Here is a 19,755-nt window from a genome sequence, read left to right on the forward strand (position 1 = left end):
AACGGCACCTGGACCTTCACGCCTGACGCCAATTACAACGGCCCGGTCAGCCTCAGCTACGCCGTCACCGACGGAAACGGCGGCAGTGTCCCGGCAAGCCAGAGCTTGACGCTTGATGCGGTCAACGACGCTCCCGTCCTCAGCGGCAATGCGGCGACGCTCGCCGGAGGCAGCGAGGACACGCCCTACACGATCAGCGCCGCTGATCTGCTCGCCGGCTTCTCCGACGTCGACGGCGACCAGCTGTCGGTCTCGGGCCTGACCGCCAACCATGGCGCCCTGGTCGACAACAATAACGGCACCTGGACCTTCGCGCCGGATGCCAACTACAACGGCCCGGTCAGCCTCAGCTACACCGTCATCGACGGCCACGGCGGCAGTGTGCCGGCAAGCCAGAGCTTGACGCTGGCGGCGGTCAACGATGCTCCGACGGCGGTTGTGTTGTCGAACACGGTCACGTCGACGCCCGAAAATGGCGGCGTGATCAAAGTTGCCGATATCGCGGTCACAGATGTCGATTCCGGAAACAACGTGTTGTCGCTGTCTGGAAGTGACGTCGCGTCATTCACGATCCTGAACGGGGCGCTGTACTTCAACGGCGGCGCGGACTTCGAAGCGAAGGCCAGCTACGACGTGACCGTGAACGTGAATGATCCGACGGTCGGCGGCACGCCGGATGCCTCGCATAATTTCCATCTCGGCATCATCGACGTGCTCGAAAGCGACAGCGATACGAGCAATGACCACGATACGGACACAGCGACCGCCACAACGACAAATTGGGGCGAAACCAACGGTATCGATATCAAGGTCGGAAATGCGGCCGACAATACAATCAGCGGCGGCAACTCTGGTGATACGCTTTATGGCCAGGCAGGCAACGACACGCTGAATGGAAATAACGGCGCCGATGCGCTCTACGGCCAGGCGGGCAACGACATACTGATCGGAAGCCAAGGCCTGGACACGTTGTACGGGGGCTCCGGCAACGACACGCTCAATGGCAGCGGCGAGCAGGATGACCTTTGGGGTGGCTCCGGCAATGACACATTTGTGTTTACCTTGGCGGTGGACAGCATGTCCGGCGCCCCGGACACGATCCATGACTTCCACCATGGGTTTGACAAGATCGATGTGAGCGCGCTCGACGCGTATACGCTCAACCCCAGCACTCCAGGCGACCAAGCCTTCGCCTGGAGTGGAACGACGGCCACGACCCACAGTGCCTGGTACACGGAAAGCGGCGGCAACACGATCCTTCACTTCGATACCAACGGAGACGCGAATACCGACGAAATGACGATCGTCTTGACAGGCACAAATCTGGGCTTGGCGAGTTCGGATTTCATCCTCTGATCAAAACGGCGGCCGCTTTCGGGCCACGTCGTCACCGCGGCGGTTTCATCGCGGTGGCGGGCCCACAGCCGATCTTTTCGATCAGTGCGACGGAAGCAAGATAAAAGCCGCCTGCGGTACTGTGAAAGAAGAAGTATCATGTTTGCTTTCCTGAACCTGGGTGTTTTCGGCGGTCTTGTTGCCGCGAGCTTCGTCATCAACTTGCTGGCGCTGACCGCGCCGCTGTTCATGCTGCAGATCTACGACCGGGTTCTGGCGAGCGGAAGCGTCCCAACGCTGGTCGGCCTCGGTGTTCTCGCGCTCTGGCTTTACGGTTTTCAGGCGGCGCTTGACATCCTTCGCTCGCGCATCCTGCTGCGCATCGGCGAGCGCTTCGACCGGCAACTTTCGGACCGGGTACATGCGGCGGTGACGCGCCTGCCGCTCATCGCCCGCATGCCCGGCGACGGCCTGCAGCCGCTGCGCGATCTCGATAATGTGCGAGGCTTCCTGTCGGGCGCCGGCCCAACGGCGCTCTTCGACCTTCCGTGGATCCCGCTCTATCTCGGCATCTGCTTCATCTTCCATTTCTGGCTCGGCATCACAGCGCTTGCCGGGGCGATCGTGCTGGTGTCGCTGACGCTGCTGACGAACACCCTTTCGCAGAAGGCAATCAGGGAGGCGACGGCCCACAACATGGCCCGCAACGGGCTGATGGAAGCGGCTCGCCGCAATGCCGAGGTCGTCCATGCGATGGGTCTTTCACGGCGGATCGGCGCGCGTTGGCAAAAAGCCAATTCCGATTATCTCAAGGCGAACCGCCGGGCGGGCGATGTCACGGGCGGCCTTGGCGGCCTTGCCAAGGCGCTGCGCGCCATCCTGCAATCGGCGATCCTCGGCGTCGGCGCATGGCTGGTCATCAATCAAGTCGCGACGCCCGGCGTGATGACCGCCGCTTCGATCATGATGGGTCGTGCACTTGCCCCGGTCGATCTCGCCATCATCAACTGGAAGCCCTTCCTCATGGCGCGGCAGAGCTGGGCCCGGCTGCAGGACATGCTGAAGAAGATGCCGGAACAACGGTCGGCGCTGCCGCTGCCGAAGCCGGTGCGGGAACTGCGCGCCGAAGATCTCACCATCGTTCCTCCGGGCGAACGCAAGCCGAATGTCGCCGGCCTCGGCTTTGTCATGGAGCGCGGAACCGCACTCGGCATCATAGGGCCGTCCGGCTCTGGCAAGTCGAGCCTCGCAAGGGTGCTGGTCGGGGCATGGGCGCCGGCGGCCGGGAATGTCCGCCTTGACGGGGCCAGCCTCGACCATTGGGACAATCAGGCGCTTGGCCGCCATATCGGCTATCTGCCGCAGGGCGTGGATCTGTTCGACGGCACGATCGCCGAGAACATCGCCCGGTTCGAGGATGATCCGGATCCGGAGGCGATCGTGGCAGCGGCGAAAGCGGCGGGCGCGCACGAATTGATCCTTTCCTTCGCGAAGGGCTATGAGACTTGCATCGGCGAAGGCGGCTCGGCGCTGTCGGCCGGTCAACGCCAGCGTATTGGCATCGCCCGCGCGCTTTATGGCGATCCCTTCCTCGTGGTGATGGACGAACCGAACGCCAACCTCGACGCCGAGGGCGAGGCAGCCGTGGTCAGGGCCATCGTCTCGGTTCGCGAGCGCGGCGGCATCGCGATCGTCGTCGCACACCGGCCGAGCGCGATCAGCGTCGTCGACAAGGTGCTGATGATGGAGGGTGGCCGCCAGCGCGCCTTCGGTCCGAAAGACGAGGTGCTGTCAAAAGTTCTGCAGGTGGCTCCTGCTCCGGCAAGGGGCCGCGCAGAGGCAGGAAACAGGCTCCAGACGAATACGGCGCGCAGACAGCTTGGAACGCTTGAAACAAAATGACGATGGAGTGATCCATGACCGGGATTGACAGGGACGGCGGCCTCTCCGCTTCCATTCGCCGGCACTTGCTCGGCAGCCTCGTGGTGTGTGGCGGCCTTGTCGTCGGCGTTGGCGGCTGGGCATCGACGACGAACCTCGCCGGAGCCGTAGTGGCATCCGGGAGCTTCGTGGTCGACTCCTATGTGAAGAAGGTTCAGCATCCGACCGGCGGCGTGGTTGGCGAAATCCTGGTTCACGAGGGCTCGGAGGTGACAGCCGGCGACGTGGTGCTGAGGCTCGACGCCACGGCGACGCGCGCCAATCTGGCGATCGTCACGCGACGGCTGGATGAATTCCAGGCGCGCTTCGCCCGGCTCGAGGCCGAACGCGACGACCTGCCAGCGATCATGTTCCCCGACAGCCTGCTGACCCGGCGCGACGACCCGGAAATCGCCGCGATCCTGCGCGGAGAGGAACGGCTCTTCGCTATCCGCCGCGAGGCGCTGCGAAGCAAAACAGCGCAACTGCGCGAACGCGTTCTTCAGTACCAGCACGAGATCGAGGGCGTGAAGGCGCAGGAGATCGCCTATAGCGAGGGCATCGAGGTGCTCGACAAGGAAATCGCCTCCCTCACCTCCCTGCGGATACAGGGTGCGGTGTCGGACCAGCGGCTCAACAGCCTCAAGACCCAGCGCGCCACCTTCGGCGGGGACCGCGGCGAGCAGATCGCCGCTCAGGCGCAGGCTGCCGGCCGCATCACCGAGACGAACCTCCAGATTCTCCAGGTCGACCAGGATCTGAAGGCCGAAGTCGGACGGGAGCTGCGCGATACGCAGGCGCAGATCGGCGAGTACGTCGAGCGCAAGATTGCCGCCGAGGACGATCTGAAGCGCACCGACATCGTCGCTCCGCAGTCCGGCATCGTCCATTCGCTCCAAGCGCACACGATCGGCGGCGTCCTGACGCCCGCCGATCCGATCATGCTGGTCGTGCCGGAAAATGACGACCTGGCGCTGGAGGTGCGGATCGCGCCGAAGGACATCGATCAACTCCAGATCGGCCAGAGGGCGGTGCTGCGCATGTCGGCCTTCAACCAGCGCACCACGCCGGAGCTGAATGGCCATGTCAGCCTCATCGCCGCCGACCTCACCACCGACCAGCGCAGCGGGCTTTCCTACTATCTCGTGCGTATAGCGGTGCCGCCTGAAGAACTGAAGAAGCTGGATGGCCTGACGGTGCTGCCGGGCATGCCGGCCGAGGCCTTCATCCAGACCAGCGAGCGTACCGCGCTGTCCTATCTGGTCAAACCGCTCACCGACCAGATCAACCGAGCCTTCCGGGATGAATAGGGTGAGCGACTACTCCGGCACCTGAACCAGACTAAACGGTAAATCCTTCCGCAATGACCGCTTGGGGCAGATTGCGGTTATCGAAACCCCTGCGGCCTGACCGGACGCGGACATCGTGGCGTCTTAAACTTTCTCTATTTCTGCCGCCGATTCAATCATCGCCGCCAGGGATCTATCGCCAATGGGATGGGAAGCACTCGGACAATGGGGTAAAGACGCGGTTCGCAAAGAACGACTGACGGGTGGAGTTGCCAACGACGTGTGGAGCGTTCGCGTCCACGGGCAGATCGCGGTCGGTCGTCTCGGCCGCAGGACCGACGCCGATCTCGCGTGGGAAACCGAGCTGATCCAATACCTCGACAGTGAAGGCATGCGCGTTCCAGTGCCGATCCCGACGACTGACGGCCGGCTGTTCGTGGATGGTCTGGTGGTGATGAAATACATGGAGGGTGGGCCGCCCGAGACGCAGTCCGACTGGCGTCGCGTGGCCGACACGCTCCGCGAGCTGCATCGGTTGACACAGGGCTGGCCGCAGCGCCCAGGCTGGCGATCGTCGACCGACCTCCTACACGCCGAGACCGGAACGAGGATCAACCTTGCCGCGATGCCGCCCGAGGGCGTTATTCGATGTCGAGCAGCGTGGGCGCGGCTCATCGGACGTCAGACATGCGTGGTCCACGGCAACCCCAACAGCCCCGGCAACGTCCGCGTGACCGCCGATGGGGTCGCGTTGATCGACTGGGACGAGTCACATGTCGACGTTCCCGACCTCGACCTGGTGCTGCCCGGCAACGCCGCCGGTCTCGACGACGGCACGCACGACATCGCCGCGCAAGCGTCAGCCGCATGGGAAGCCGCCGTCTGCTGGCAGGACGACTACGCCGTCAAGCGGCTCGCCGAAGTTCGAGCGGTCTGAGCAGTTTCGGCGGGTCGATGGGCGGTATCCATGTCGGGACCTCCAGCGATTGCATGCGCCAAGGCGGTGAAGGCAATATTCCGTCGGCACGGGAACAAGAAGCTCAGCCGATCGCAAGTATGGTGGGCCGTGCGGAGGTGCTGATAACACAGCCATGCACTTCGATACCAACGGGGACGCGAATACCGACGAAATGACGATCGTCTTGACTGGCACAAACCTGGGCTTGACGGATTCGGATCTCATCCTCTGATCAACGGCGGCCGGCTTTCCGGGCATGTCGCCACCGCGGGCTCATCGCGGTGGAGACCCACAGTCGATCTTTTCGATCACCACGACGGAAACACGGTAAAAGCCGCCTGCGGTAGCGACCGATATGCGGCGCGAAGCGGTCGTAAAGGCCTAAGTTGCAGTCGCGCCGTCAGCGGACATCGTGCTATGAACTGTACTGAAGCGTTGCAGGATCCCGCCTGAAAACAGGCGGTGGGCTCTCGATCACCCAGCCCTTTCGCCTAAAGTGATTACGAAGGAAAGGTTGCGCCTGGGGATGAACCGGCGCATAACCACCCTATCGTGGCCAACCTTTCACGGGCGGCTCCGACTGGAAGTGACACAGCTTCCGCCCCAACGTGAAAGGACGAACCATGTTTGGCTACGTCCGAACCCGCCTTCGAAAACCATTGGGACTGTCAATCGTCGAGGGAAACTTCGAAAGCTCCGTCGCCAAGCGCGATCACGGCCCAAAATCTCTGTCCAGGCTTCGCTTCATGATGTACGGCGAGGGAACCGGAAGCGACAGCGATCTTCTCAAAATTGCACGAGCCAACTGAAGACGCAGCGATAGGCTTATCCTGACCAGCCGAGAGTTTCGACGGTGGTCGAAAGCAGCGTGGGCTCTGAGTATGGCTCACGCTGCAGCACCCCTCTTCATTCGCTGCTCTTTCTCTCTTCCAATTCTAGGCGCGGTGCTCGACTTGGCGGCCAGAGATCACGTCGATGGACAGGCTAAAAAAGATCGGGCTGCCGCTATCTCCGTCTTCGCCGGCGCTGAGTTCGAAGGATCCGGGTTCCCACCAGAATGGCCGCTTCTCTAGCAAGGACCATGCATGGAGGCGTTCGTTGCGCCTCGCAGGAATGTCCGGCAGTTCGTCGAAACGGCCCTGAACCAGAACGCTTTTCCACATTTTGTCCTTTTCCATCTCTTCCACCTGAAGACAGGCAAAGGGGATTATTCGAAGCTGGTCTACCTTCTGTCCGGGCATCGAGAACAGGAAGACTTTACGCGAGTCATAGGCGTAGTGGACCGGAACGACATAGGGATATTGCTCGCCCATGCTTGCGAGGTGGCCAAACGTGTGGCTTGCCAAGAACGCGATGCAGGCGTCATCGCTCATTTCCCGCAGTTCCATCCCGACCTCCCGCCCCTGAAAAGATTCTCTAACGTCACGACTTGGCGTCCAGCGCGGCTTCAATCCTGATCACGCGATCGATGATACGGCGCTTGCGATCGCAAAGTCGCATCAGCAGCTCATTGTCCGCGTCCACGGACTTTCCGTTGTCGTGCGACCTCCTGACGATCGTTTCCTGCCTGCACAGGAGCTCATCGACCTTCACTGCTTTTCCCCTGGCAAATAGGAGATCTCTTAGGTGGTACCGTGCTCGCTGCATGGACGTTGCTACCAATCATTTCTTGGAATGCATTTTGGCATCAGAGATCCTGGACGGCGCAGGCAGGGCCAAGGGAGGCATCCTGTTACCTTGCTATGACAGCCGAGAGATCAACCTGGGTGACGAATGGAGGGCGATCCGGCCTGAGCAGAATCGCGACAGGTCGAGATCCAGCGGTTGCGCCGCGTTTACGCCGGTTGCCCTTACCTCCCAGTGTCGAACTCGAGCGTCAAGCCGTCGCGATCATAGCACGAAACTCTGCCGTTGTGGTCTCTATTCGAATACGCGCATGGCAGCTTGAGGGCGACAGTGGAAGTACGACTGCAATCGAAGGGCCCGCTCGGCTGCATCCACCGCCATGCGGCTTCGCCCTGCGGCTCTCGCTCCTCTGTCTAGACATCAAACGACGTTTCTTTGAACGCTGGAGCCACGGCCGCGGCACGGGACGGACGAGGCTGGCCGGAATATTATGTCGGCGCGGGAACAAGAAGCTCAGCCGATCGTAAGTATTGTGGGCCGTGCGGAGGTGCTAGTAACACAGCCATGCACTTCGATACTCTGTGCGGCCCGCCCCTCGAAACCCGGCCAACCCGATCTCCGCCGCACCTTTCAACCTCGCCGTAGCCATCGCAGCTGCTGCCGCCCGTCAGGCGCAGATGTTTGCGTGGGAGCGCGGGAAAGCAGCACGGAAGTTGCCCATCAGCCACTCGGCCGCCCTCTGCCTCACCTCACCGGATGTCAGTCTCTTCGCTGACGCCGACCCGGTGGCGGTAGACCATTTCCCAGCCTTTCCAGCCGTTGAACAAAAGCAGCGCAACGGCGAGCAGAGACAGCACCAGCCCGGTCGGCACGATGAAATCGGGGCCTTGCACGAGCCGGCGCCAGAGGCTGACGGCTTCGATCAGAACGACGACGACATTGCCGATCATGTGGAGCCAGGCATCCCGCAAGGCGCGGATGCGGCTGTCGCCCAAAAAGTCGGTCAGTCCGGCGAGTGCTGCAAGTGCCGCCATAACGAGGCCGGCTGCAAGCATCCAGTTCGACGCGGCCGGCCAGAACGGGTTGTCGGATTGGCTGTGAACGATATCGGTGACCAGCGTTCCGGCGAAGAAGGCGACCGGGAACGGGATCAACATCGGATGGATCGGATGGCCGGCAATGCTCAATGTGCTTTTCGGGTTCATGGGGCTGCCTCCGGCGTTTTCAGCTGTGCGCTTTCTAACAATCGAACCCGTCTCTCGGTTCCCGGCCTGTCGCGGGTTTGCAGGCGCCGCCTCCTGCCGATCGCCCTCGCCACTCTCCGTCATTCCAGGCTTTGAGCCTGGAATCCATGGCCGCGTTCGGCGAGGCCGGCATGGGTCCTCGGGTCAAGCCCGAGGACGACGGAGCGTGGGGTGAGCTCCGTGGCAAACCCAGCGATGGCGAGGGAATAGCGTTGCGCCTCTTGCCGGTAGCCCTGCCGACCTCCGTTGCCCCTCCTGCCCATCGCCCTCCCCACCCTCCGTCATTCCAGGCCTTGAGCCTGGAATCCATGGCAGCACTCGGCGAGGCCGGCATGGGTCCTCGGGTCAAGCCCGAGGACGACGGAGGGTGGGGTGGGCTCCAGCGCGAAACCGGAGGCGCGTTGATGACCTCCGCCCTCACCCGCCCTTCGATTTCCGCAGCGCGATCAGCCCGCGCCGCAGCCACAGCAATTGCTGCGGCGGCATGTGGCGAAGATGGTCGTAGTCCATCACGGCCACATTATAGACGGTGCTACGCACCTGCGGGCCGTCCTCGCAGGCAAGCAGGATCGCCTGCAGCGCCATCATGCGGTTGCTGGCCTTGCGGGCGCGCTCGGCGAGGCTTTCGGTCACCTCGCCTTCATGGCCTTTGACGGCAAAGAGCGATTGCGCCCTCGGGCTCGGGGCCGGGATGCCTGTTGTCTTGTGGTAGCGGGCCATGGCTTCGGCATAGTCGTCGCCGGCCTGGCGCTGCTCGTCGGTGATGACGCCATCGAGGAACATGCGGCCGAGGGTATAGCCGGCATAGGGGCTCCTGACCGTCTCGTCATCAACCGTCCTGCTGAAGCCGTGGATGCGCCGGCGCGCGGCGACCGCGACGCTGACATTGTCCTTCTCGGTCTCGAAAGGCTTGATCTTGCCGCAGGGGAAACGCTCGACATTGGCCTTGCGCGGCCGGCCGGCGCCTTTGTTTACCCGCTGTATCTTCACCTTGGTGGCCTTGCCGCCCATCTGATGTCCTTCCTATCGAATGATGCCGTTTCGGAGTGCTGCGGCGACCAGGGCGGTCTCCTTGAAGACGCCGAGCTTCGCCTTGGCGTTGGCGATGTGGGTGTTGACGGTGATCGGCGAGATGCCGAGGATGGCGCCGATCTCGGCGGCGGTCTTGCCTGCCGCCATCCAGCCGATGATTTCGCGCTCGCGCGGGGTGACGGCGCTCATGGCGCCGGCCCGTCGATGGTCGGCACGCGCGGCATCGTCACATGGGCGCCCGACAGCGTCACCCGCGTCACCCGGTCGGGATGGCGGATCGGCGCGGGAGCTTCAACGCCGGGCAGCGGCTTGCGCCCATCCTGGCGCGAGGGAAACCGGTCGCGGTTGCGATGCGCCATGTTGATGACGGTGTTCTTCTTCGAGCCGAATAGCTCGGCGATCTCTCGTGCCGAGAACCCCGCCTGCCAGAATTTCTGCGCCTCGGCGATCTTGTCTTCGGTCCAGAACAGGTCTCTCATCCCATTGTCTCCTGTGCGTCTCGTGCGGCCCTTGCGATGACCGGGTTGTCGGGAAACATGTCTGCGAGCTCTCGCCTGGCGTTCAGGCTGCCGTTCGCCGCCTGTCTCAGCAGCTGCATCTTGTAGGCCGCGACCTTTGGCTGCGGCGGTTCGGGCTGCACCTCGATCGGCGGGCGGCTTTCCCTGGCGATCCCCGCCTGCTGCTGGCGGGCCACTTCGGCAAAGCTCGCCGCACTCGGGGCGAAGGCGCGGTTATGGTCCCTGACCTTGCCGGAGAGGAACAGCTTGGCCGCGCGCCAGACCGCCTCGGCCGGAATGCCGTCGATGGCGACGAGATAGGCGCGGATCTGCATGTCGGGATCAGTGCCGGCGGAGGCCGGAAAGCCCGAAAGCATCCCCGCTATGATCGTCACCGGAGAGGAAATCTCTTGCGGCATCGACCAATGTCCTTCTGCCCGTGTTTGCATCACTCGATCCCGCTTCCCTCGCCTTCTCATTGAAATACCAGTCGGATTTGATCGCCCGCCAGCCGCGCAGGATTTGCATCTCGGCGGCGTCGACCGGATTGCCGGTCTTCAGATATTCCTTGACCTGGATCTTCGCCGCGTAAGCCGTCAGCGGCTTCTTCAGCGTGCGGCTGCGATGCTCGATGATCGCCGCCGCCAGTTCCGGCCCCAGCACGGGGCTGAGGATCTCCATGATGTCCTTGTTCATCGCTTCCTTTTCCATGCGCATCCCTTTCCGCTCGCCCACTCAGACCGGCAGCCGGCGTCGCGCGCCGGCAAAGCCGACCGGGGAGCCCGGCCTGACGGCGCGGCCGGCAAACCGCCGGACCTTGCCGGCGGAATAATCCTCTTGGGCCGTGTCGCCCTTCTCGGCACTGCGCAGCCGATGGATCTCCGTTTCCACGGCCGGCACCGACACCCCAAGAATGGCTGCGATTTCGATATAGTCGCGGCCGGAGCGGAAGAGCTCGAGGGCGTTCATGTGGGTGCCTTGACAGGCTGGAGCGATGTTCATCGCTTAATCCTCTTTGCCTCGGACGCGGGGCCCGATGTTCCCGGCAAAGCGGGCCTGGCCGTGTTTCATTTTCAAATTCGTTGCTGACATCAGGAGCCTGCTTTGTTGCGGAAGCGAGGGCTCCGGTCGCCGTCTCAGGGCAGCGCGACGAGTCGCGTCCTGGATGCCGGCGTCGCCGAGGGAGGGCGACGACGCCGGCGACCGATAGCCGTCAGGGAGGAGTGAGGCTGTCGGATCTGGTGATCGGCAAGGAAGAGGGCAGGATCGTCGTCTGCCGCATCTCTTCCGGGTTGGTCTGCCGGCCGCAATTTTCGCAATGGCGCTCGATCACCTCGGCTATCGATAGCGCCCTGCCGCAGTTCGGGCAGCCGGTGTAGCGAGCGCCCCGGTGATCGGCAAAACCCGAAAGCCGGGGCCGGTTATTGATGATATGTGCTTGTGTCATGGCAATAAGGGTACGTAAAATACCTCGCACGTCAAGCGATTTAGGGCATTACATGTACCTTTTTTTAGGGTATAATTTATATCATGTTGAAAGATCAGGAACAATTTGAGCGCGAAGAACGCGCAAAGCGTCTGGTCATGGCCAGGAAGAACGCCGGCTTTGCCGGGCCGAAGGCGATCGTCGATCGTTTCGGCTGGAACGCCAATGTCTACAAGGCGCATGAGTCCGGCCGGAACGGCTTCGGCATTGCCGACGCGAAGAAATATGCCAAGGCGTTCAAGGTCAATCTCAACTGGCTGCAGTTCGGAACCGGCGACGCGCTCGATCCGGAAGAGCGGCCGGTCTCCGTCGCCGACGTGCCGAAGATCTCCTGGGTCAGCGCCGGCCAGCTGACCGAGCAGGCGCCGATTACCGACTTTTCGGAATTCCCGACCGTCGCCGCGCTCGATCTGCCGGACGGCGACTGGATCGCACTCGAGGTCGAGGGCAATTCGATGAACAAGATCTCGCCGCCGGGCTCGATCATTTTCGTCAACCGCCGCGACAAGCGCCTGGCGCCGAACGCGCTTTATGTCGTCGCCGACGAGACCGGGGCTGCGACCTACAAACGCTACCGCCCGAACGACAACCCGCCCTTCCAGCCGGCCTCTTACGAGGATGTGCCGCCGCCACAATTCCAGGGCGCCGTCACCATCATCGGCCGCGTCCGCCGCTCTGTGATCGAGATGTGAGCGTCCCGGATCTCCCGAAAACCCGAATCTATTCCAAGACATAGAACTCACCGCTCCAGCAGAACGCCAAGCTCTTCCGAAAAAGAATCAAGATGATCCGCCCGTCCTCACGCGCCGGCGGAATTCGCTTCCATATCGCCACGCTCGCCGTGCCGATCATCGCTTTCGACGCTGCGCGTGCGATGCCGCATCGAGCCGAGCTTCGCCTCGAAAATCGAGGGCATCGAAACCGGCTCGGCCGGCGCTTCAATCATCGCGCCCAAACCCGTTCGACGCCTTGCGAAGCTGCCCCGGGAAACGGGAGGTTGAACGCCCGGGAGCAAATCTGAAGGATCGCGATGCAGCCGAGCGGACATGCCGCCCCCGCGCCCGCGGCATCCTCATCTCTTTACTCCTTCCCTCTTCCATCTCTTTCCCGTTCCTGAAGGCTGGTGAGGGAGGGTTCCGGCCAAAGCTTCCCCCTACCCCATGAGCAAAGCCCATGAAGCCGGGAGAGCATTGGCCATGTCCTGAAGGCCGGAGCCGGGACGGGACACGTGCCAGAGGGGCCATTCGCTTCGCCCTCGTCCTGATTTTCTGACAGCGCACTTAAGGACTTTCGCTTCCCGCGCCGCTGGGCTTCGTCAGCTCGGGAGTTGCACCCGGTCGCCCAATCACTGCGCTCACCCATACGCCTACGATTCGTACCTCGTCAACATTGGAGGTATTTTTTATACCCACATCGATTGACGCGTAGAGGTATTATATATACCTTTATCAGACGGCATGAGAGAGGGCAAAGCGATGCAGCATTTCCGCAAGATCGAGACCGAGCAGAGCCTAAGGGACGCCCGCTGGAATGCCGCCCGCGGGCTCGCAGACTGCGCCGCCTATATGGCCAACGAAGCCCAGCGCATGGGCGCCCTCGGCTTTGTCTATCTCGGCCGCCCCGAACATTCGGTCCGCGGGCCGTCCTGGCTGCGCGGCGCCACCGCCAGCGTCGAAGCGCATTACCGCTATGCCCGCGAGATCATGGGCATCACCGACCGCGATCAGCTTTACGCCTGAGGGAGAACGGAGATGTCCGCCGATTGCATCATCAAGGCCTTTTCCGGCTGCCCCTGCCCGCCCGGTCATTGCGTGGAGAGGCCCGCCACCCCGGCGCCGGTCACCTTCACCTCCTGGCGGATCCAGGCCCTCACCTGCATCGCCTTCGGCATCCTCGCAGCGATTACCTCGGCCGCCTGGATGGGTATTTCCCTTGATTCCAACCATAGCAAGCCTATTATGACCATAAATGGTCATATTAATCGGGAGGGCGTCATGTCGACGATCAGCGTGGCAGAGGCAAAGGCCGGTTTCGCCAGCCTAGTGGACGAAGCCGCAAACGGCGAATTCGTGACGATCACCCGCCATGGCAAACCCGCCGCCGTGCTGGTGTCGGTCGAAGCGGCCGAGGCTGCCAAGAAGGCTTTGAACAAGCCACGGCCGAATTTCGGGGATTTCCTGCTGAGCTTCCCGGGCGGCGTCGAGTTGGAGCGAAACCCCTCAAAAATGAGGGGCATCGATTTATGACGGCCTACCTTCTCGACACGAATATCGTTTCGAAGTTCGCGCCGGGCAAGGTGGCGCCGTCCGATCCAGTGCGGAGATGGTTCCACGAACAGGGACAAGCCGATGCTCTCTTCCTGTCGGCTCTATCCGTGGCGGAGATCGAGAAGGGAATGCGCAGCCTTCACCGTCGCGGCGGGATTGCGCGGGCACAACGGCTTTCGGAATGGCTTGATGTCGTCACCGACACATTCGCTGACCGGATACTGCCGATGGATACCATCGTCGCCAGGATCGCCGGCGCTCTGGAAGATGAGGCGGAAAGCAAAGGCTGTCATCCCGGCCTCGGCGATCTCATCATTGCCGCGACAGCGCGGGCCTACGACCTCATCGTCGTCACCGAAAATCTGCGGCATTTCCAGCCGCTTGACGTGCCCGTTGATCTTCCGGCCGCCTTCAGGCCGGCGTGATCGGCCAAACCGTTCAGGAACTGAACTTGATGTCGCTCGCTTTGGCCGCCGTTATGAAGGCGCGGCGCACCTGCTCGGGCCCGGCAGCGTCGTTGAAGACATCAAGCACGAGCAACTCGGCAGCCCTAGCCGCCGGCGTCTGCTCCGGCCACTCGCTCAGCAGCATATTGCCGGCCTGGACGACATTATAGACCGTCCGGGTTTTGCCATTGATGGTGATCTTCACCGGTTTGAAGCTTCGCCGCCTGCTCATAACCCAGTATCTCACACGGAACGCGACTCAACGAATCACTTTGGGACTCGTTCCGGTCGCCGCGTTTTTTTCTCACGCACGTCCTGGTAGGACGGAACACACCACAGAGCGCCAGCAGTTTCTTCAATACGGCATCGTCATTCATGCGATGGTCGATACGTTGGACCCTGATAGGCTAGTGACTCGGGACCGCCCTTCGTGGAGCAACAAGCTGACCTTCAAATCATGGAAGGATTTGAGATACAGGGTCTTCAACGTCTATCTAGATAAAGTGCCGAACCGGCAAAAATATTTAGGGCCGTCTAAACGGACGGCCCTAAATAAGAGAGGGGAAGGCGGTGCGAGAAGACTTTAGGTACGAATACCGGAACGTCTGTTGGACCGCCTTTAGCTTGTCGGCACATCGAAGTGCTCTGCATCTGCGATTTAGGTGCTTCGAAATCGAATGTCCAGTCCCTGTAAAATTGGTTCCGATAGCGGCGCCCGAATCTCCCACGCTCTCGCCCCGGAGCGGTGCCGGCAAACATAGAAATTTCTCGCGCTTACCCGCAAGTTAGCAACAAGAGCCCCTCCTGCCGAGGCAAGAGGGGCGGTTTTCCAGATTAGAAGAAGAATTTCAGAAATGAAGCCAAGCTGATTTTAACAGCGAAGCGCAACCGGAAAGACTTCTCCGACTGGTTGGCCTCGATAAGCAAGACAGCGTCCATGACGCCTCCTTCCATATCGTCGTGCGTGGCCTTTGGTACCGCCAATGCACGGTTGGACCAATGTCGATGACTATTTCCCGTTAATACAGCTGGGCGGTGGTCATCGTCACGCGGCTGTCTGGTGTCGCACTGTGAAATGGGTATCGCGGATCTGCTCCACAAGACCTCCCTCACTTGACGTTTACAATTTTGTTAAATCGCTAACAGCTTCGGTCTTCGGCCTTCGGGGCCAGCGGTAGCAAGAGCCGTGACTAGCGGCCGGAACAAACTCCCCGAAAACGAAAAACCCCGCCGAAGCGGGGTTTCTAGCTGGTCGGAGTGGAGTGATTCGAACACTCGACCCCCACGTCCCGAACGTGGTGCGCTACCAGACTGCGCTACACTCCGTGACCAGCGGCGCTTCTATAGAACAGCCTATCTGGTTGCACAAGCGCCAAAATTCAAAAACCCGACGGAATTTTTGACGGGTTGATGACAGGGCCGGAATGGGCCGTTGCTGCAAAAAGACACACCCCGGGCAAATTAATCGGAAGTGCGAAAGCGGCAATTTTCTTTTGCCGGGTTCCGCGCTAAAGGGCTCGGCGGGACAGGCGAAACCGCCGCGACGGCGGCTTCGCAGCCAATGCGCCAGAGATCAGGGACGACACGATGAAACTCCGCACCATCACCGCGGCCGGGCTTGCAATTGCGCTTGCCGGATGCACGACCATTCCTTCCGCCGGCAATCCGATCGAGGCCCGCTGGGTCGGCAAATCGGCCGGCATCTTCTTTGCCGCCTATGGGCCGCCGATCAGCGACCGCGAGGAAGGGGCGAGCACCATCTATACCTGGCGCGGCGGCTACAAGACCGTGCGCATTCCGGCCAAATATGCCGAGGGCGCCGATGGCAAGCGCGGCAAGCAGATCGCCGCCGCCCGCACCGCCTATCTGCGCTGCCAGGCCGAAATCACCACCAATTCCGATTATACGATCCGCGACATCCGCACCGTCGCCGATATTCCCGGCGTCAACGGCCCGTCCTATTGCGCCGAGTTCCTGGCGCCTGAACAGAAGTAACGATCGACCCGAACACACGAAAACAGGCGGCCGATGTGCCGCCTGTTTTGTTTTGGGCTCAAGTTCAGCCTCAAAGCATCCGCATGAGAGGCAGCTGCGGATCGATGCAGGTAATAAGATCGGGCACGGAAATGATGATGTTCGGTTGTGCCGCGCGGCCCCCTCATCCGGCCCTGCGGGCCACCTTCTCCCCGCTGGGGAGAAGAGGGAGCAAGTCGCTCCGACACTGGCAAACAGAACCAGCCTGCTAAAAAGCACGCCATCCAAGAGGGTCGATGGTGAGGCCGCGCGTTCCCCTCTTCTCCCCAGCGGGGAGAAGGTGGCCCGCAGGGTCGGATGAGGGGGCCGCACGGCACGGCGTCAGCGACGAGGAAAGCATCGCCATCCGCCGAGCCGTTAGTGGTCTCACCCCTCAGCCGGCCCATACAGGCCGAGCTGGTCGAGCAGCGCCCGCTGCCGGTCGGCGCTTTCGACGAGCAGGCCGGTATAACGCTCGACGATCCGGCCGCGGTGATCCGGATCTGAAACCGCCGACAGCGCGCCGGTGATGGCGGCGATCTTTTCCGAGACCTCGCGCAATTCCTCGAGAAGTTCCGCCTTGCTTCCGGCCTCGGCGACGACCTGCTTCGTCACCTTGCCGATGCCGGCCGGCGTGCGGCTGCCGCCGGAAACGTAGCCCTCCGGCAGGTCGCCCTTGAGATTGACGACCGATTTGAAGCGGATCACGTCGAAGATCTGGTCGACCGCCTGCTTGGCTCCGGTCACCCGCGAGGGGTGGTCGGTGTCGGCGGCGGCATGCGGCAAGAGCTCCAGCTTGCCCTTGTGGCGCGCTTCGAGCGGCAGGTAAGGCAGCATCGGGCCGCTGAGCGTGCCGGTCGCGGCATCCCTGAAGAGGTCGGCGTCGATCGCAGCATGGGCGATCTTGCCGGAGGCAAGTGCCGCATCGAGGGCGCCGGCATCGACGACTTCGCCGCGGTCGTAATTGACCAGCACCGCACCGTCCTTCATGGCGCCGAGCACCTTGGCATCGACGGTGCCGGCATTGGAATAGGTGCCGGTCGAAGCATCGAGGCGGCCAAGGCCGATATGGACGGAGAGCACGTCGGCGCCGCTTGCCGCTTCGACGGCGCTTGCGGCATAGTCGAAGCCCTCGGCCTCGATCCAGCGCTTGTGATGTTCGCGGGCATAGATCGCCACCTTCATGCCGAAGGCCTTGGCGAGCTTGGCGACTTCACGGCCGATATTGCCGTAGCCGAGAACGGCGAGCTTGCGGCCCTCGAGCTTGGCCGTCGGAAAATCCTTCAGCTGGCGGCCGGTATCGAAATCGCCGCCGGCGACCATCCGGTGAAGCCGGTCGACCGGCAGGTCGGGCACGACCTTCAGGATCGCCTTCATAGCCATCTGGGCGGTCGCCCGGCTGTTGATGCCGGGCGTGTTCATCAGGGGCGCATTGCCGCCCTCGCCATTGCCGCCGCCCCAGGAAGCCGAGCCCATATTGCCGGTGCCGGCGCCGATGCGCACGCCGCCGAGCGAAAAGACGGAAGCCTTCGGGATGAAGGTCGCCGCCGCGATCAGCGCGTCATACTGGCCCTTGTCGGTCTGCGGCAGGATCTCCGCCTCGGTGCTGAGGTTCGGCTGATAGAAAAAGTGGATGCGGCCCTTTTCGAGCGCCGAACGATCGCTGAGTGGGCCGAGATGGAAGCTGCCGCCCTTCTCCTCGATATAGGCCTTGACCTCGCTATAGTCGGGTTCGCCGTCGGCGCCGAAGCGCAGGCCGACGAGATCGGCGATCAGCACCGTATAGGCGCGGTTCGGATCGTCCTTGCGCACGGCGCCATCGGCCTTGGCGGGCGCCTCGAAGGTGACGCCGTGTTTTGCGAGCTCCTCTTCGAGCACGACGATCTTGGCTCTGAGATAGGCATATTGCAGGTTTTCCAGGAGGGCGACGACATCTTCGGGCTCGCGGATGCCGCCGACCCAGGCGCGGTAATCGCCGGGGGTGCCGGGGAAGGCATTGACGTAACGGGCCGCATCGAGGCCAGGCTCGTATTCGCCGTTCGGATGGGTGATGCCCTCATAACCGAGCAGCTGCTTGGAGCGGGCGATGATCCGGGCATGGATGCCGGCATCGGTGATGTCAGTATCCTCGACCTTCAGCAGCGTCACCGCCGCGCCACGCCGCTCGGCATCGGTGACGGTCAGCGACAGCAGCGGATGCGACTTGACCCATTCGTCGATCACGGCGCGGTTGGCGGCGGAGCGGCGGTTGAGCTCGACGACGGAGCCGACCCGGGCTTCGGACTGCAGCAGGCCGAAAGTGGTCTCGGCAAAGGCGAGCGCGCTGTAGGTGTTGATGACGCCGCCGAGCATGCGGTCTTCGCCGGCATCGTAGAACGGCCCGGCATCGACCGAGCGCTTGGCCGAAAACGGCTGCCGCGGATCGATCGGCGGGGCAATCTTCAGCTGGCGCGGGATCGCCCAGGCCGGATCCTGCTGGTTCTTTTCGATCAGCGCCAGCGCATGCGGCGTGAAGGAGGCCACGAAATAGCCGGAGATGCCGCCGATCGCCTTCTGGAACGGCATGAACAGGCAGCATTTCGCCATGACGGCGCTGACGAGCTCCGGCTCCCACGGCATGGCGCCGAGCATCGAAGTGGCGTCGAACACCGCATGGCGGTTGGCCGGGTCGCCGTCGAGCCAGGAGAGGAGCTCGCGGATCTCGCCGCTGGTATAGGCGTTCGCCCCTGTCGTCTCATGGCCGACGCCGACGAAGATCGAAACGCCAAGCGCCGAAAGTTCGGCCGCCGTCGGGATCACGCCTTCGGAGGCGGCGAAATGGATGCGGCTCTCGCAGCCCTTCTCGGCGAAGCGCTGCATCTCGATCAGCTGCGTCGCCCAGGACTGGCGGAAGAAGCCGGCCGCCTTGGATGGATCGCTCTCCGGCCGCGGCGTATCGACATAGACGCGCTGGGCGGCGTCATTGGCATTCATCAGGTGCTGGATGCAGACGGTGAAGCCGCTATGGCCGCCACCGAGCCCGACCGCCATGCGGTTCTCCTTCGGGAAGCCGAAATAACGATGGATCGCCCGCATCATGTCGGTGAGGATCTTGTCGGCCGGATAGCCGCGATGCATGCTGCGGGAGATCTCGGCCGTGGTGAATCCGCCGATATCGTTGCCCTTGTCGTCGAACTTGCGATAGGTCTTCTCGATCCAGGCGTCGAAGGCGATGCGCCGCAGGCGGCTATCCACTTCATCGGTTGTCGCATCGGTGATCGGCCCGACGCCGAAGAACGGGTTGGACGGCAGTTTCGGCGCACCCGACGCGGTCTGTCGAAGGGCGTTCAATCGCTGTTCCTGCATCTGCGCGATATCTGTCATGGCCTGCCTGTCTGTTCCCGGAGCTGAAGTCGCCGTCATGGTGAAGTGAGTGCTCGGGCAGGACAAGCTCATATGCGCCGAACGACAGGCGAAACGCGTCATTGGGGGCCGTATCGTTGATGATGGCGCGATGGGCGGCGGGACGCGACGCGCTTTCCTGCCTGGAGATCGGCGGTACTGGGACGACGGAGGAGAAGTGGTGCCCGGGATGGAGGAGGAGAGGTAGTGCCGGGGTGACGGTGGAGGCCCGGTTGGCGGTGGAGACGTGATGCAGCGTTG

22 protein-coding genes and 1 tRNA gene are annotated in these 19,755 nt (G+C 62.6%); 9 read left to right on the forward strand and 14 right to left on the reverse strand.

All coding sequences use genetic code 11. The annotated features are described in order from the left end of the window. From GGI60_RS31275 to GGI60_RS31290, 4 genes are all read left to right on the forward strand, one after another. Positions 1–1,356, forward strand: a 1,356-nt coding sequence (locus GGI60_RS31275; protein ID WP_183920439.1) for a cadherin-like domain-containing protein, incomplete at its 5' end; no start/stop codon positions are given. Positions 1,357–1,494: 138 nt separating this feature from the next. Continuing rightward, positions 1,495–3,237 (forward strand): type I secretion system permease/ATPase, encoded by a 1,743-nt coding sequence (locus GGI60_RS31280; RefSeq protein ID WP_183920437.1) that lies wholly within the window; start codon positions 1,495–1,497, stop codon positions 3,235–3,237. Between the two features lie 14 nt (positions 3,238–3,251). Then, the gene (locus GGI60_RS31285; protein ID WP_183920435.1) at positions 3,252–4,565 is read left to right on the forward strand and encodes an HlyD family type I secretion periplasmic adaptor subunit; all 1,314 of its coding nucleotides are present in this window, start codon (positions 3,252–3,254) and stop codon (positions 4,563–4,565) included. A 181-nt stretch (positions 4,566–4,746) separates the two neighbouring features. Beyond that, positions 4,747–5,481, forward strand: a complete 735-nt coding sequence (locus GGI60_RS31290; RefSeq protein ID WP_183920433.1) for a phosphotransferase enzyme family protein — start codon at positions 4,747–4,749, stop codon at positions 5,479–5,481. A gap of 956 nt (positions 5,482–6,437) precedes the next feature. On the opposite strand, the gene GGI60_RS31295 is transcribed toward GGI60_RS31290, so the two are convergent. From GGI60_RS31295 to GGI60_RS32400, 10 genes are all read right to left on the reverse strand, one after another. Further along, on the reverse strand, positions 6,438–6,890 hold the full coding sequence (locus tag GGI60_RS31295; protein WP_183920431.1) for a pyridoxamine 5'-phosphate oxidase family protein: 453 nt from the start codon (positions 6,888–6,890) through the stop codon (positions 6,438–6,440). Positions 6,891–6,924: 34 nt separating this feature from the next. Further along, the gene (locus GGI60_RS31300) at positions 6,925–7,095 is read right to left on the reverse strand and encodes a hypothetical protein (RefSeq protein ID WP_183920429.1); all 171 of its coding nucleotides are present in this window, start codon (positions 7,093–7,095) and stop codon (positions 6,925–6,927) included. Between the two features lie 782 nt (positions 7,096–7,877). Further along, positions 7,878–8,333, reverse strand: a complete 456-nt coding sequence (locus GGI60_RS31305) for a DUF2231 domain-containing protein (protein WP_183920427.1) — start codon at positions 8,331–8,333, stop codon at positions 7,878–7,880. Positions 8,334–8,789: 456 nt separating this feature from the next. Beyond that, positions 8,790–9,383: a hypothetical protein gene (locus GGI60_RS31310; protein ID WP_183920426.1), complete on the reverse strand. Its 594-nt coding sequence runs from the start codon at positions 9,381–9,383 to the stop codon at positions 8,790–8,792. Between the two features lie 12 nt (positions 9,384–9,395). After that, positions 9,396–9,593, reverse strand: coding sequence for a response regulator transcription factor (locus GGI60_RS31315; RefSeq protein ID WP_096772033.1), 198 nt, complete (start codon positions 9,591–9,593; stop codon positions 9,396–9,398). Next, on the reverse strand, positions 9,590–9,883 hold the full coding sequence (locus tag GGI60_RS31320) for a GcrA cell cycle regulator (protein WP_183920424.1): 294 nt from the start codon (positions 9,881–9,883) through the stop codon (positions 9,590–9,592). The genes GGI60_RS31315 and GGI60_RS31320 overlap by 4 nt, the downstream gene beginning before the upstream one ends. Continuing rightward, positions 9,880–10,278, reverse strand: coding sequence for a hypothetical protein (locus GGI60_RS31325; RefSeq protein WP_183920444.1), 399 nt, complete (start codon positions 10,276–10,278; stop codon positions 9,880–9,882). The genes GGI60_RS31320 and GGI60_RS31325 overlap by 4 nt, the downstream gene beginning before the upstream one ends. Then, entirely contained in the window at positions 10,244–10,612 is a 369-nt protein-coding gene (locus GGI60_RS31330; RefSeq protein ID WP_183920422.1) for a hypothetical protein, read from the reverse strand. Before GGI60_RS31330 ends, GGI60_RS31325 begins: the two co-directional genes overlap by 35 nt. A gap of 24 nt (positions 10,613–10,636) precedes the next feature. Then, positions 10,637–10,903, reverse strand: a complete 267-nt coding sequence (locus tag GGI60_RS31335) for a hypothetical protein (RefSeq protein WP_183920420.1) — start codon at positions 10,901–10,903, stop codon at positions 10,637–10,639. 211 nt (positions 10,904–11,114) lie between these two features. Beyond that, entirely contained in the window at positions 11,115–11,348 is a 234-nt protein-coding gene (locus GGI60_RS32400) for an endonuclease Q family protein (RefSeq protein WP_246720543.1), read from the reverse strand. Between the two features lie 83 nt (positions 11,349–11,431). Here GGI60_RS32400 and GGI60_RS31345 point away from each other — a divergent pair, with 83 nt between their 5' ends. Further along, a complete protein-coding gene (locus GGI60_RS31345) occupies positions 11,432–12,079 on the forward strand; it encodes a S24 family peptidase (protein WP_183920416.1) in 648 nt (215 codons plus the stop codon). A gap of 107 nt (positions 12,080–12,186) precedes the next feature. Here the strand turns inward: GGI60_RS31345 and GGI60_RS31350 are convergent, their stop codons facing one another. Continuing rightward, on the reverse strand, positions 12,187–12,333 hold the full coding sequence (locus GGI60_RS31350; protein WP_183920415.1) for a hypothetical protein: 147 nt from the start codon (positions 12,331–12,333) through the stop codon (positions 12,187–12,189). A 529-nt stretch (positions 12,334–12,862) separates the two neighbouring features. Here GGI60_RS31350 and GGI60_RS31355 point away from each other — a divergent pair. The 3 genes from GGI60_RS31355 (at position 12,863) to GGI60_RS31365 (ending at position 14,079) form a co-directional block, all read left to right on the forward strand. Beyond that, complete coding sequence (locus GGI60_RS31355) at positions 12,863–13,126, forward strand: hypothetical protein (RefSeq protein ID WP_183920442.1); 264 nt, start codon at positions 12,863–12,865, stop codon at positions 13,124–13,126. 255 nt (positions 13,127–13,381) lie between these two features. Next, on the forward strand, positions 13,382–13,633 hold the full coding sequence (locus tag GGI60_RS31360) for a type II toxin-antitoxin system Phd/YefM family antitoxin (protein ID WP_183920441.1): 252 nt from the start codon (positions 13,382–13,384) through the stop codon (positions 13,631–13,633). Continuing rightward, on the forward strand, positions 13,630–14,079 hold the full coding sequence (locus GGI60_RS31365; RefSeq protein ID WP_183920413.1) for a type II toxin-antitoxin system VapC family toxin: 450 nt from the start codon (positions 13,630–13,632) through the stop codon (positions 14,077–14,079). Before GGI60_RS31360 ends, GGI60_RS31365 begins: the two co-directional genes overlap by 4 nt. A 13-nt stretch (positions 14,080–14,092) precedes the next feature. Here the strand turns inward: GGI60_RS31365 and GGI60_RS31370 are convergent, their stop codons facing one another. Together GGI60_RS31370 and GGI60_RS31375 are read right to left on the reverse strand one after the other, a co-directional pair. Then, positions 14,093–14,332, reverse strand: coding sequence for a DUF982 domain-containing protein (locus tag GGI60_RS31370; RefSeq protein ID WP_183920411.1), 240 nt, complete (start codon positions 14,330–14,332; stop codon positions 14,093–14,095). A 1,017-nt stretch (positions 14,333–15,349) separates the two neighbouring features. Further along, a tRNA-Pro gene (locus GGI60_RS31375) sits at positions 15,350–15,426 on the reverse strand. 261 nt (positions 15,427–15,687) lie between these two features. On the opposite strand from GGI60_RS31375, the gene GGI60_RS31380 reads away from it, so the two are divergent. Beyond that, positions 15,688–16,095, forward strand: coding sequence for a hypothetical protein (locus GGI60_RS31380; protein ID WP_010055906.1), 408 nt, complete (start codon positions 15,688–15,690; stop codon positions 16,093–16,095). Between the two features lie 405 nt (positions 16,096–16,500). On the opposite strand, the gene GGI60_RS31385 is transcribed toward GGI60_RS31380, so the two are convergent. Beyond that, complete coding sequence (locus GGI60_RS31385; RefSeq protein WP_183920409.1) at positions 16,501–19,476, reverse strand: NAD(P)-dependent oxidoreductase; 2,976 nt, start codon at positions 19,474–19,476, stop codon at positions 16,501–16,503. Positions 19,477–19,755: the final 279 nt, after the last annotated feature.

The sequence above is a fragment of the Rhizobium lentis genome (genome assembly GCF_014200175.1).
Lineage (GTDB): Bacteria > Pseudomonadota > Alphaproteobacteria > Rhizobiales > Rhizobiaceae > Rhizobium > Rhizobium mulingense.

Excerpts from the sequence above, each read along its gene's own strand:
- GGI60_RS31280 (WP_183920437.1), top strand. The coding sequence starts at position 1,495 with ATGTTTGCTTTCCTGAACCTGGGTGTTTTCGGCGGTCTTGTTGCCGCG.
- GGI60_RS31310 (WP_183920426.1), bottom strand. The coding sequence starts at position 9,383 with ATGGGCGGCAAGGCCACCAAGGTGAAGATACAGCGGGTAAACAAAGGC.
- GGI60_RS32400 (WP_246720543.1), bottom strand. The coding sequence starts at position 11,348 with ATGACACAAGCACATATCATCAATAACCGGCCCCGGCTTTCGGGTTTT.
- GGI60_RS31285 (WP_183920435.1), top strand. The coding sequence starts at position 3,252 with ATGACCGGGATTGACAGGGACGGCGGCCTCTCCGCTTCCATTCGCCGG.
- GGI60_RS31380 (WP_010055906.1), top strand. The coding sequence starts at position 15,688 with ATGAAACTCCGCACCATCACCGCGGCCGGGCTTGCAATTGCGCTTGCC.
- GGI60_RS31315 (WP_096772033.1), bottom strand. The coding sequence starts at position 9,593 with ATGAGCGCCGTCACCCCGCGCGAGCGCGAAATCATCGGCTGGATGGCG.
- GGI60_RS31290 (WP_183920433.1), top strand. The coding sequence starts at position 4,747 with ATGGGATGGGAAGCACTCGGACAATGGGGTAAAGACGCGGTTCGCAAA.
- GGI60_RS31365 (WP_183920413.1), top strand. The coding sequence starts at position 13,630 with ATGACGGCCTACCTTCTCGACACGAATATCGTTTCGAAGTTCGCGCCG.
- GGI60_RS31355 (WP_183920442.1), top strand. The coding sequence starts at position 12,863 with ATGCAGCATTTCCGCAAGATCGAGACCGAGCAGAGCCTAAGGGACGCC.
- GGI60_RS31360 (WP_183920441.1), top strand. The coding sequence starts at position 13,382 with ATGTCGACGATCAGCGTGGCAGAGGCAAAGGCCGGTTTCGCCAGCCTA.
- GGI60_RS31350 (WP_183920415.1), bottom strand. The coding sequence starts at position 12,333 with ATGATTGAAGCGCCGGCCGAGCCGGTTTCGATGCCCTCGATTTTCGAG.
- GGI60_RS31320 (WP_183920424.1), bottom strand. The coding sequence starts at position 9,883 with ATGAGAGACCTGTTCTGGACCGAAGACAAGATCGCCGAGGCGCAGAAA.
- GGI60_RS31330 (WP_183920422.1), bottom strand. The coding sequence starts at position 10,612 with ATGGAAAAGGAAGCGATGAACAAGGACATCATGGAGATCCTCAGCCCC.
- GGI60_RS31325 (WP_183920444.1), bottom strand. The coding sequence starts at position 10,278 with ATGCTTTCGGGCTTTCCGGCCTCCGCCGGCACTGATCCCGACATGCAG.
- GGI60_RS31335 (WP_183920420.1), bottom strand. The coding sequence starts at position 10,903 with ATGAACATCGCTCCAGCCTGTCAAGGCACCCACATGAACGCCCTCGAG.
- GGI60_RS31385 (WP_183920409.1), bottom strand. The coding sequence starts at position 19,476 with ATGACAGATATCGCGCAGATGCAGGAACAGCGATTGAACGCCCTTCGA.
- GGI60_RS31370 (WP_183920411.1), bottom strand. The coding sequence starts at position 14,332 with ATGAGCAGGCGGCGAAGCTTCAAACCGGTGAAGATCACCATCAATGGC.
- GGI60_RS31305 (WP_183920427.1), bottom strand. The coding sequence starts at position 8,333 with ATGAACCCGAAAAGCACATTGAGCATTGCCGGCCATCCGATCCATCCG.
- GGI60_RS31345 (WP_183920416.1), top strand. The coding sequence starts at position 11,432 with ATGTTGAAAGATCAGGAACAATTTGAGCGCGAAGAACGCGCAAAGCGT.
- GGI60_RS31295 (WP_183920431.1), bottom strand. The coding sequence starts at position 6,890 with ATGGAACTGCGGGAAATGAGCGATGACGCCTGCATCGCGTTCTTGGCA.